The organism is Streptococcus parasanguinis, from assembly GCF_001074805.1.
Lineage (GTDB): Bacteria > Bacillota > Bacilli > Lactobacillales > Streptococcaceae > Streptococcus > Streptococcus parasanguinis_A.
Genome location: NZ_JUPI01000140.1, coordinates 23148 through 34092, shown reverse-complemented (window position 1 = coordinate 34092; position 10945 = coordinate 23148). Strand labels below are relative to the sequence as shown.

Here is a 10945-nt window from a genome sequence, read left to right as displayed (position 1 = left end):
TTTCATCAGCTTTTACAGCCCTACTCAACTGTGCGGAGGTGGGACGACGAAATCGAATTCTAATGAATTACCGATTTCTGTCCCACTCTCAATTACACGATTAGTCTAACAAGTCTTGGATTCTATCCAGATACTGGTTGTCTGTCACTGCCATCACGTGTACCTCAGCTGGCCAAACAAAATCTGGGCCCAGCTGGCTCCGCAGGGGCTGGTCTTCTCCATCTCGATAGCCGATGATATTGAGTTGATACTGGTCTCTGACCGCCAATTCTCGAATACTCTTTCCTACCCAGCTAGCTGGAACCGTAAACTCGACCACCACCACTTCTTCATCCAACTGGAAAACTTCAATTCGGTGTTGGAAAAGAATCATTTTAGCGAGGGACATGCCTGCTTCTACCTCCGGCAGGATAACCAGATCAGCCCCAATCTTTTCCAGAACTTCTTTGGTCACTTCATTTTTGACCTTGGCAATGACGTGCTCGACGCCAAGGGCCTTACAGTGCATGACAGCCAGCACACTGGACTCCAAGTTTTCACCCGTCGCGATGACGACCGTGTCACAGTTCCCAATATCTGCTGCATCCAAGAGGTCCAACTCCGTAATATCCCCGACAATTCCAGTTGTAATCATGGATTCATACTGATTAATCACATCTTCGTGATCATCAATTGCAACAATATCCACATCCTGGTCCTGCAGAGTTTTCAGGACACTCTGTCCAAAAATTCCCAATCCTAAAATTCCAATGGTTCGATTTGCCATAAGTTTCTCCTATCCGATAATGATGTCTGCTTTAGCATATTGCAAGGCATCTGCCTTCTTAGCTTTGTAATTGTTCAAACTGACCATAAGGGTCAAGGGGCCGATCCGACCGATAAACATAAGCACCATGATGATCCCCAGCCCTGCTCCATTTAAGGTTGAGGTCACATTGGCTGTCACGCCTACTGTCGCTAGAGCCGATACTACCTCAAAGACCAGGTACAAAAAGCGTTGACCATCCGGAGTCACGAGACAAAGGCCAAAGAGTCCAAGGAGAAAAGTCAACTGGAAAATCACTGCCGTCCCCAAAGAGCGTTGGACCAAGTCTGGTGCGATGGTGCGCTTACCCAGGTTGGTATGTGGCAAGCCGAGCAACTCTTTGCGCGCTAAGAGAATCAGCACCAAGAAGGTGGTGATCTTCATCCCCCCTGCTGTCCCACCTGGTGCCCCACCTAGGAACATCTGCAAGAGATAGATAAAGAGCGTCACTGGCCGGACTGCTGTATAATCTAGCGAAGCAAAACCAGCCGTCCGCATACTGACAGTTTGGAAGAAGCTGACCAAGATCTTCTCTCCTAATGGAAGGGACCCAATCGTTGCTGGATTATTAAACTCGGTCATAAGACTAGTCACTGTCCCAAAGAGAAGGATCGCCGCCGTTAACCAGAGGACCACCTTGGTATGGAAGCGAAGAGTTCGCCGTCCTGATTGATTGCGGGCCTTGGTGGCGAGGTCAAACCAGACCATGAAGCCCAAGCCTCCAGTAATAATAAGGGCAGACAAGGTCAGATTGACCAACCAATCGGTCTGGAAGCTCATCATACTATCGCCTCCAAAATTATCAAAGCCCGCATTACAAAAGGCCGAGACCGCAACAAAGATGGAGTTAAAGATCCCATGCCCCCAGCCAAAGCGAGGGATAAAGCGGGTCATGAGGAGCAGGGCCCCCAGCCCTTCGATGGTAAAGGTGGTAATAAAGATGGAGCGGACAAAACGGGCCAAGCTCTGGTTATTGCTAAAACTAAAACTGTCCCGAATGGTCTGCCGGTCCTTGTAACTAAGTTTTTGGCGACCTTCCATAAAGAAGAGCCCAATAAAGGTCAAGATCCCTAGGCCTCCGATCTGGATCAAGAGCATACAGATCAATTGCCCCAAACCATTATAGGTCGAAGCCACCGACTGGGTAAAGAGCCCCGTCACACAGACCATGGAGACCGCTGTAAAGAGGTGGTCGATATAGCCTGCTTTTGAGCTCGCTTGCTGGACAAAAGGCAGACTCAATAAGAGCGAGCCCACCAGGATAAGCAAGGCAAAGCTGAGAAAGATTCGCCTTGCCGGAGACAGACGAGTCAGCTTGGCCCGCCATTGTTTAAAAAATAATTTGACTAACATAGCTTCATTGTATCATAAAAAGTGAAAAGACCTACAAGTGATGAACCATCTCTAGGCACAATTCTAGGGCCTTCTCAAAAGCTTCAGCACCCCAGTCACGCTGGTCATAATTTTCCAGGTCTGCAAGAGAATCTGCGGTAAATAGGAGCAAGCCCCAAACTACATCACGAAGCTGGGCGACTGCTGCAAGTGAGGCACACTCCATCTCCACAACACGACACCCTTCTTCAATGCGATAGGCCACCTTGTCAGGTGTTTCTCTATAAAAACCGTCCGTCGACCAGGTCATGACCTCTTGATAAGGAATTTCTTTTCCTTTCAAGACAGTTTCAATGGCGGTCAGTGCACGACTGTCCACTTCGATATAACGAGAAGGCGCTACATAATGGTAACTAGCTCCCTCATCTCGCAAGGCCTTGGTCGGGATCAAGAAGGCATTTTCTTCCATGTCCACCAAGACGCCACAGCTTCCTGAGGAAATGATTTTCCTCACCCCATAGCCAATCAACCAATCCATGAATTGGGCAGCAGGTGCAGATCCAACTGGCGCTTGTGCCAAGCAGACTTTCTCCCCTTGGTGCTCCAGAACATAGACTGGATAAGCCTTGGTAGCTGAGACAAAGGTAGCCACTTGCTCAGCTCCAACAGTTTTGGCAAAGCGATCAATCTCATCCTCCAAGAAAGCATACACACATTTTTCAGGTAGGTGCAGATCAAGTCCCTCATGGGTCGGCATAATGACTGCCTGCGGGTTGTCATCAAACTCTAAAATAGGAATTTCATGTTTTTGGATCATCCTTTCTCCTTTTTAATGGGTATTTCTTTGATGACACGGGCTGGGTTTCCTGCAAGGACCACATTGTCTCCAAAAGACTTGGTCACGACTGCCCCAGCGCCAGCGACCACATTATCACCCAGCGTGACACCAGGAAGGATGGTGACCCCTCCTCCTGCCCAGAAATTGTCCCCTATCGTAATCGGAGCTCCGTACTCAAGACCCGAGTTGCGCTCATCTGGATCCAGCGGGTGTAAGGGGGTCAAAAATTGGCAATTGGGACCAATCATGGCATTCTTTCCAATCGTAATGGGACAAATATCCAACATGGTCAAATTGTAATTGGCATAGAAATTTTCTCCTATATGGATGTTGACCCCATAATCCACAAGGACTTGACGATTGAGATAGAGGTTGTCGCCAGTAGACCCAAACCACTCTTTGATGATGGCCGCTCCTTTTTTAGGATCCACCTCTTGATTAAAGGCTTCCTGCTTCTCCCGAGAGGCTTTGGCTAAAGCCCGTAATTCAGGGTCCGCAGGTCTATAATAGTCACCTGCAATCATTTTTTCATATTCACTGGCCATAAGGAAACCTCCACGTTATTTTGACATATTATAGCAGAATTCCCCCTTTAAAACAAACGTCAGAAATAAGGTTTTCTAAGGAAAAGATCATAAACACTTAAATACACTTAACAAAACTTGCATCTGCTTACAAAATGATGTACAATAAAGGCAAGAACAGCAATAAGGAGCGAATTCATGTACCAGGAACAACGGCTCGAAAAAATCCTAGAACTTTTAGAAGAGCGAAAACAGCTATCCGCTAAAGAAATGGTCGATTATTTCAAGGTCTCAAAAGATACTATCCGCAGAGACTTTGCCCTTCTGAGCCAACGCCAGCTAGTCCGTAGGACCCATGGTGGACTTCTCCCCTTAAACAAAGAACCCGGCCCTTCTTACCTAGACCGCAGTCAGAAAGCCAACAAGGAAAAGACCGCCATGGCTCAAAAGGCCCTGCAATTGATCCAAGATGGACAAGTGATCTTTCTCGACGTTTCCACCTCGATGACCCTGCTTGCTGGCATGCTGAAGAAGGAAGTTACGGTCTATTCGCATTCCCTTGACAATGCTATCCAGCTCAGTAGCCATTCCCAGGTTGACGTTCATCTCTTAGGCGGGAAATTCTACCCTAAAAACCGCTTCTACTATGACGCGAATCAAGCACACATACTGGACAATCTTCGCTTTGATCTTGCTTTTTTTGGAGCGAGTAGCTTAACCAATGGCGAAGTCACCTTTGAGGATGCTGAAGACGTTGCAGTCAAGTCTCTCGTTTTTGAACGGACTCGTACCAAGGTGCTGGTGGCAGAAAGTGCCAAGTTCCACCAACATGCCAACTACTATCTCGCTCGTCTCCAGCAATTTGACTATTGGATTACTGATCAAAAACCAAGCCCTGACATCCTTAAACAAATCGGCAGTGAAACCACTATTCTCTATTAGGAGGTCCTCATTATGTCTCACATTCGTCTCATCATCAGCGACATCGATGGTACCATCTTAAATGATCACCATCAGATCGATCCACAGTTGGCAGCATTGATCCCGGATTTAAAACGCGAAACCATTCCTTTCGTACTGGCCTCTGCTCGCTCTCCAAAAGGGATGGCTCCCATTGCCAGAGAACTCGGTATAGAAGAGTGCCCCATGGCTTGCTACAATGGTGCCTTGATCCAAAAGGGAGAGCAGGTTCTTTTCGAGCATCCTTTGGACAAGACGGAGGCCCGGAACTTTATCGACTGGGCCAACCAACACTTTCCTCAGGTTTCGATCAACCTCTATAGCGGAAAAGACTGGATGACCGACCGCCTTGACCAATGGAGTCAAGAGGAGGCCCGGATTACAGGAGAAAAACCTCTCATTCTTCCCCTATTGGATCCTTTGCTGGATGCGACAAAGCCCCTCCACAAATTGCTCTTAATTGGAGAGCCAGAAGAGATCCAAGCTCTCTATCGCACTATTTCTGCCGACGACTTCCCTTCTACCGCCTTTTATCTCTCCAAAGCCAACTACCTAGAAGTCACAGCTAAGAACGTTTCCAAAGAAGATGCTCTGGTTGAGCTCGCTAACTACTACCACTTGAGCTTAGAAGAAGTCCTCACCATGGGAGACAACTTCAACGACCTCCCTATGCTCAAAAAAGCAGGCATCGGGGTCGCTATGGGCAATGCTCCACAAGAAGTAAAAGACGGAGCGACTGTCGTAACAAAAACCAACAATGAAAACGGGGCTGGACAAGCGGTTGAAACCTATGTGTTGATTTAGAAACATAAATAAAGTGACTAGCTAGTATTTTTTACGGATAAAAAATATAGTAGAAATGCCGATAAAATAAGGATTCCTGCAAATTTGTAGGAATCCTATTTCTTTTTATACATTTTGTATATTAAACCTATTTTATGCATATTTCTCCCGCTTGGTTTTTTATCAATAATTAGGAATATAAAAACCAACAAAACCCTTGATTATTATACCGTTGACAAGTTTTTCAAAAACCTGTATGATAGAAAAAAGTTTATTAAAAAGGGGACGTATTTTGAAAAAATATACTATTTCACGTAAACAAACTTTAACTTTAGCTTCCGTTGTTTTAGGAACGGTCTTCACAGGGACTACTATTGCTTCTGCTGACGACGTTGCACCTAGCACAACCCAAGCTGCTCCTGCAGCTCCTACAGCAGCAAAATCACCTATCACGGCTGCAACAGAAGAAATTAACGCCAAAGCCAATACACCAGTTGTTCCTGCTGATAAAGCAAAAACTGGGGATGTCATCGCTGTGGATGTCCAAAAAACAGGCCCAGCTACTAAAACAGACGGTGGAGATACAACCACTACTTCAACAGCAACCATCAAAACCACTAGCTTAGCCGATCAAGACACACCTGTGGGCACTTCAAAACCAGTCTCTTCAACTAAGACAGCTACATCCACAAAAGAAACAGCTGACTACACTGAGACAACTACAGAAACTGTCAATAAAACAACTGTAGTCGAAGTGACAAAAGAAGCAGATATCGTCAATAAAAAAGAAGTCCAAGCAACATCCGACATCGTCTTTGTCATTGATAAATCAACTTCGATGGATTCACATATCAATGATACAATGAAGAACGTTGAGACCTTTGTTCGTAATTTATCTGCAAAAAATATCCAAGCACGCTTGGGATTGGTTGCATTTGAACGATCAGATCGTATACAATACTTTGATTTTAACGGATCAAAATTCACAACGGATCCAGAAAGTTTTATTTCTGCTCTGAAAACTATCAAAACTTATGGTGGTTATGAAAACACCACTGTTCCATTGCGCCACATCGCTACTTCAGAGGACTACAACTGGGGCACCGGAACAAACAATCATCGATTTGCATTCGTCATTACAGATGAGCCAATCGATATGAATACTCCATATAAGAATCCTCTCCCATCAAAAGAAGAAACTCTTCAATCATTGAAGGCAGCGAATATTTCCTTAACAGTTGTAGGACGCACAGTAGACCAGTCTGACTTTGCTCCATTGGTCAATGGGACAAATGGTCTCTACCTAGATATCCGCAAAGATTTTGCTGACTTGTTGAACGTTCAATTTGCCAATAAAGTTGTTGAAACTGTACAAAAAGGTCGTGTCTTCAAGGTCCAAACAGACAAGTATGAGTTGATTTCAAAAACTCATCGCGTGGCGAAAGCAAAACCACAAACACCTAGCATCCAAACGCCTGCAACACCGACTCCTACTCCTCAAAAACCGGCTGTTGTAACACCTGCGAAACCGACAGTCTTCACACCAGCTAAAAACGAGCCTGTGAAAACAGAAGTCTATATCGCACCAGCAGCTCTTCCTCAAAAAGAAGCAAGTCTTCCAAATACAGGAAGCAAAAACTCAATTGCTTTGACGACTCTAGGTCTTGGTCTTCTTAGCATGGGTGCTGCCTTTGGACTCTCTCGTAAAACAAAACAAGACTAACATGAAAAGCCTAATCCGTTGATTGGGCTTTTTCGCTCTGTCCGAATGATTCCTGTTTTCCATTTTCATTAGAAAGTAGAAATCTTCAGCTTCTACCAAAAGATTCTTGTCCTTCGCTATGTTATAATGGGGACAGTACAAGGGAGGAAACCAATGTTACAAGAACTAGCCTTTATAGGCCAATGGAGACACTATCAAAAACGCGTCCTCGATAAGAGTGAGGCTTTTATGGCGGATGGCCACCTGCATTTGGTAGCAGCTCCTGGCTCTGGAAAAACAACCCTAGGAATTGAATTCATCCGGCGCTTTGGCCAACCAACTCTTATCTTGGCACCTACAGTCACCATTCGTCAGCAATGGGTCGACCGGATTGTCCAAGCATTCTTGAAAGATGAAATCCAAGCGGAGCAATTGATCTCTCAGGACCTCAAACATCCTAAGCTGATTACAGTGGCTACCTATCAGGCCCTCCACAGCGCCATGAACCAAGTCGTCGGCCAATCACAAATCGAGGATACCGATGACCAGGCAGAGATTGAAACATTTGATTTCAAAGGCTTTGATATCTTTACTACTTTCAAAGACATCTCACTGGGAACCCTTTGTTTAGATGAGTGTCACCACCTGCGCAATGAATGGTGGAAGAGTTTGGAAGCCTTTCGCCAAGCCTTCCCTGACTTAAAGATGATCTCCCTCACTGCTACCCCTCCCTATGAAGGGGACCCTGCTCTTTGGGAACGCTATATCCGCATGTGTGGTGAGATTGATGAGGAAATCACGGTTCCCGAATTGGTCAAGGAAGAAACCCTTTGTCCTCATCAGGACTATGTCTACTTTGCCTTTCCAACCAAGGAAGAGCAGGCTCAGTTGGACGCCTTTAGCCAACAAAAGAATGCTTTCTTGCAACAACTGACTTCCGATCCCCTCTTTTGTCAATACCTGCAATCCTGTCAGGCCTTATCGGGTCAGATCAGCGATGATGAATTGCTCAATGATCCCCAATATCTCTCTGCTACCCTGATCTTTCTTCGAAGCAGGGAAATCGCCTTTCCCAACCGTTTCCAGGACCTTTTAGGAGCTAAAAAACTACCTGCCTTCACCATGGACTGGCTTGAAATTCTATTGCAAGGCCTGCTCTTTCAGGTACCTCATTGGTACAATCTACCAGAGGAATATGAGAAACAAGTCCTCCATGAACTAAAAGCAGCCAGCTTAATCGATCGAAAACAAGTCAAACTGGTCCGCAACAAAAAACAAGACCTCCTGCTCAATCAATCCCTTGGAAAACTCAATGCAGTTCGAGAAATTTTCAAGGCGGAATACCAGGCTCTTGGAAGCCAACTGCGACAACTGGTCTTAACAGACTATATTCGCCAAGACTTTGAAGTTCATCTCGGGGATAAGGATGCCCAATTCACTCAGTTGGGAGTGCTCTCTTATTTCGAATCCATTCGCAGGGAAAGCATGGAGCTAACGACCCCTCCTGCCATCGCTGTCTTAACAGGCAGCATCGTCATCATCCCAACAGTTGCTAAGCCAAGATTAGAAGAGCTTCTAGGAGCGGATCGACTGACTTACCAAAATGTCGGCCAATTATCACCCGATGATTTTCTCAAGGTTCGCTTGGTAGGTTCTCAACATGATTTGGTGACAGCTGTGACCCAGCTCTTTCAAGAGGGACTCATCCAAGTCGTGATTGGAACCAAGTCTCTTCTGGGAGAAGGCTGGGATGCACCTTGTGTCAACTCCCTGATCCTAGCGAGCTTTGTTGGCAGTTTTATGCTCAGCAACCAAATGCGTGGTCGTGCCATCCGAGTATGGCCTGAGGATCCAGACAAGACCAGTAATATCTGGCATCTGGTCTCCATCAATCTTTCCCTAAAGAAATGGTATGAAAAGTCAGATCTTGAAAAGGAAGAGATCGAAGCCATCACTGATCAGCTGAAACAATACAGTCCTGATCTGGAGCTTTTAGAAAGACGGATGAAGCAATTTTTAGGCCTCCACTACAAGGAACCCTTTATCGAATCCGGTATCGAGCGTCTGGCCTTTGACAATATCCGCTATACTAAAAAACAGTTACAGAAACTCAACGAAGAGACCTTAGAGCGCTCCACTCATCGTCAAGAACTCCGGGATGGCTGGCAAAAAGCCCTTCCGATTCTGGAGAATATGGAGATTGCAAACGAGGTACAAGTGGATAAACACTTCCTGCCTCTGGCCCTATTTTTTGATGCTAGAAAGCTAGCTCGCTGGCTGACGGCCGCTACTTTGACCGATGCTTTCGCCAACCTGATTTACTATTCACATAGAGGTGGATGGAATACAGCTTCTCTTATTCTTCTATTCGTCTTAGCTGTTCTCGCTCTCCTTGCTTGGCTACGCTACTACCTCTATATGAGTCCTTATAAACGGCTAGAGGTCTTTGGCCAGGCCATTCACCAAGCCCTGCTCCTTTCTGGGCAGATTCAAACCCAGGAGACCCGCATCCAAGTGGTCCGAGATAGAAAGGATGCCATCAACACGCTGATCTATATGAAGGGCGGAACCATGCGAGAGAAAGAACTCTTCTCGCAAACCATGATCGAATTTTTCGCACCGATTGAAAATCAACGCTATATCTTGAAAGCACAAGAAAAGGTATCCGATCAGACAGAATATTTCGCCGTGCCAAGCCTCTTTGACAAACGTAAAGAAGATGCCCAAGCCTTTGTCGAGCAGATTCGAAAGAGCCTGGGTAAGTACGACCTCGTCTATACCAGAAGTGCTGAAGGGCGGGCCATCCTTTTAGATGCGCGCATCAAGGCCTTGGCTAACAAACAAGAGCGCACCTTCACTAAGAAACAAGTCATGTCGGATTTGAAGTAAAAATTTATTTCACAATAAAAGAAAAGTCTAGTAGATTCATTTCTACTAGACTTTTTTGTTACTCTATCACAATCATGGCCTTGATAGTCTTGCGTTCATCCATGTCTTTATAAGCTTGATCAATCTCGTCCAAGCTATAGCTATGGGTGAAGACACGTCCTGGATTGATATCGCCATCAAGGACGGCCTTGAGCAAGAACTGTTTGTCATAGGTGGTGACAGAGGCTGCTCCACCTGCCACGGAAATATTTTGGGCAAAGGTCGATCCAAGCGCACGATTATTGTAGTGAGGGACACCGACGAAGCCTAAGCGACCACCATTGTGAAGCACCCCAAGGGCTTGGTCGACAGCTGCCGCGGTACCGACACATTCAAGAGCGGCATCTGCTCCTCCTCCAAGGATTTCACGGACCTTGGCAATCCCGTCTTCCCTGCGCTCCGCAACAACGACTGTAGCACCAAATTCCAGAGCCAATTGTTGACGGTCCTCATGCCGGCTCATGAGGACAATTTGCGATGCCCCCCGCATCTTAGCTGCGATGACAGCACATTGACCCACGGCTCCATCCCCAATGACAACCACTTTATCGCCCCGTTTTACATGAGCCACACGTGCCGCATGGTAGCCTGTCGGCATGACATCTGCCAGCGTCAAGAAGGATTTAAGCATGGCTTCTGTATAATCTGACGGTTGCCCAGGAATTTTGACAAGGGCCCAGTTGGCGTATTCAAAGCGCATGTACTCCGCTTGCACCCCGTCAGACCAGTTGGTGCCGATATGGCGGTCACACGTCCCATCATAGCCAGCGCGGCAGGCATCACACTCCCCACAGCCATGGGTGAAAGGGGCGATGACAAAGTCTCCCGGTTTCACCGTTGTAATAGCTTCTCCGATTTCTTCAACGATCCCAATAGCTTCGTGCCCACTATTTTGGTGCCCCTCTTCAATATCTGGATTGCGGTAGCTCCATAGATCAGAGCCACAGACACAGGTGCGAACGATGCGGAGAATGACATCATCTGGTGCTTCGATGTGTGGACGCTCCACTTCTACTAGACCCACTTGCCCAGCTTTTGTATAGACTGTTTTTTTCATAGGGACGACCTACTTT

At 46.3% G+C, this 10945-nt stretch carries 9 protein-coding genes; 4 read left to right on the top strand and 5 right to left on the bottom strand.

The genetic code is table 11. From position 1 onward, the window contains the following. Window positions 1-100: 100 nt before the first annotated feature. Genes ADI76_RS10115 through ADI76_RS10100 form a run of 4 tightly spaced genes read right to left on the bottom strand, consistent with a single transcriptional unit; the run spans window position 101 to window position 3520 of the window. Complete coding sequence (locus ADI76_RS10115; protein ID WP_049516286.1) at window positions 101-766, bottom strand: potassium channel family protein; 666 nt, start codon at window positions 764-766, stop codon at window positions 101-103. 9 nt (window positions 767-775) lie between these two features. Next, window positions 776-2158, bottom strand: coding sequence for a TrkH family potassium uptake protein (locus tag ADI76_RS10110; protein ID WP_049516284.1), 1383 nt, complete (start codon window positions 2156-2158; stop codon window positions 776-778). Between the two features lie 31 nt (window positions 2159-2189). Then, window positions 2190-2954 (bottom strand): nucleoside phosphorylase, encoded by a 765-nt coding sequence (locus tag ADI76_RS10105; RefSeq protein ID WP_049516281.1) that lies wholly within the window; start codon window positions 2952-2954, stop codon window positions 2190-2192. Continuing rightward, window positions 2951-3520 (bottom strand): sugar O-acetyltransferase, encoded by a 570-nt coding sequence (locus ADI76_RS10100; RefSeq protein ID WP_049516279.1) that lies wholly within the window; start codon window positions 3518-3520, stop codon window positions 2951-2953. Before ADI76_RS10100 ends, ADI76_RS10105 begins: the two co-directional genes overlap by 4 nt. Window positions 3521-3697: 177 nt before the next feature. Between ADI76_RS10100 and ADI76_RS10095 the strand changes: the two genes are divergently transcribed. From ADI76_RS10095 to ADI76_RS10080, 4 genes are all read left to right on the top strand, one after another. Beyond that, window positions 3698-4441: a DeoR/GlpR family DNA-binding transcription regulator gene (locus tag ADI76_RS10095; protein WP_049516277.1), complete on the top strand. Its 744-nt coding sequence runs from the start codon at window positions 3698-3700 to the stop codon at window positions 4439-4441. Between the two features lie 12 nt (window positions 4442-4453). Then, window positions 4454-5263 carry a Cof-type HAD-IIB family hydrolase gene (locus ADI76_RS10090; RefSeq protein ID WP_049516274.1) on the top strand — a complete coding sequence of 270 codons (810 nt, stop codon included), beginning with the start codon at window positions 4454-4456 and terminating at the stop codon, window positions 5261-5263. 271 nt (window positions 5264-5534) lie between these two features. Next, window positions 5535-6965: a vWA domain-containing protein gene (locus ADI76_RS10085; RefSeq protein ID WP_239683639.1), complete on the top strand. Its 1431-nt coding sequence runs from the start codon at window positions 5535-5537 to the stop codon at window positions 6963-6965. Between the two features lie 153 nt (window positions 6966-7118). After that, the gene (locus ADI76_RS10080) at window positions 7119-9833 is read left to right on the top strand and encodes a DEAD/DEAH box helicase family protein (protein WP_049516269.1); all 2715 of its coding nucleotides are present in this window, start codon (window positions 7119-7121) and stop codon (window positions 9831-9833) included. Window positions 9834-9891: 58 nt separating this feature from the next. Here the strand turns inward: ADI76_RS10080 and ADI76_RS10075 are convergent, their stop codons facing one another. Continuing rightward, window positions 9892-10929 carry a zinc-binding dehydrogenase gene (locus tag ADI76_RS10075; protein ID WP_049516266.1) on the bottom strand — a complete coding sequence of 346 codons (1038 nt, stop codon included), beginning with the start codon at window positions 10927-10929 and terminating at the stop codon, window positions 9892-9894. Window positions 10930-10945 lie beyond the last annotated feature (16 nt).